General features: G+C 37.7%; 1 protein-coding gene and 1 pseudogene. Both read left to right on the top strand.

Going from position 1 to position 908, the window contains the following annotated elements:
• Positions 1-498, top strand: a pseudogene (locus SORDD16_RS04745) (diacylglycerol kinase); the annotation flags it as partial.
• A 15-nt stretch (positions 499-513) separates the two neighbouring features.
• A partial coding sequence (locus SORDD16_RS11750; protein ID WP_347230204.1) for a pullulanase-associated domain-containing protein occupies positions 514-908 on the top strand: 395 nt, incomplete at its 3' end.

The following is a 908-nucleotide window of genomic DNA, read 5'->3' as shown; positions in this document are numbered from 1 at the left end:
AGTGAGGTCAAGACTCGTTTAGGGTATTTTGCCTATGTCGCTAAAGGTATTGAAATGTTCCCGCAGACAAAGGTTCGTCCAGTGAAAATTATCCATAATCAAGGTGTTTTTGAAGGAGAAGTTTCACTGATTTTTGTAGCCTTGACCAATTCCATTGGTGGATTTGAACAGTTAGCTCCCGGCACCAAGTTAGATGATGGGAATTTCACTTTGATATTAGTAAAAACAGACAAGTTATTTGAGATGTTGGCCTTGTTAATACAAGCCATAAATGGCGGTCAGCATGTGTCTAATAGCAATATCGAATACCTTAAAACTAGTAAACTCCATTTGGAAGTCTTAGATGACAAAGAACCTTTTATGCTAAATCTTGATGGGGAGTATGGGGGTAACACACCTGTCGACCTTGAAGTTTGCCACAACCATATAGAATTTTTTGTCAATCGTAATAAAATTGTAGCTGAATCTATCAGCACAGAAGAGAATAAAATCAATTAGAAATTAGGAAGAAAAATGTACGAATATCGTGTGCGGATTCACTACCATAGAAAGGATGGGCATTATGAATCCTGCTCCTTTGCAAAACAAGAATTAGGGTCCCTTAGTAGTCTTACATGTCAGGAAGATTATTTTGGTCGCGTCTTTGACTTTGTAGAAGAAAGTTCCAAACAGCTAGATTTTTTGACCTTTATGGTTGAAAAGGACCAGCTGGGTCTGGAATACTTGATTCGCTTTAACTATTATTCAATCCCGACAGAAGTTTGGATCTTAGAAGGAGATGATACAGTCTACTATTCTGAAAATCCAGCCATCGCAAGTCCTTACTACAAAGACCAAAATCCTTTTGCTTTTGATAAAGCTTTTCACAGTGAAAGTTTTGATCATCATTGGGGATACCAAGAGGAGTT

The organism is Streptococcus oralis (assembly GCF_001578945.1).
GTDB classification, from domain to species: Bacteria; Bacillota; Bacilli; order Lactobacillales; family Streptococcaceae; genus Streptococcus; species Streptococcus oralis_Q.
The sequence above is the reverse complement of the archived record's forward strand: the minus strand, read 5'-3'. Positions and strand labels throughout refer to the sequence as shown.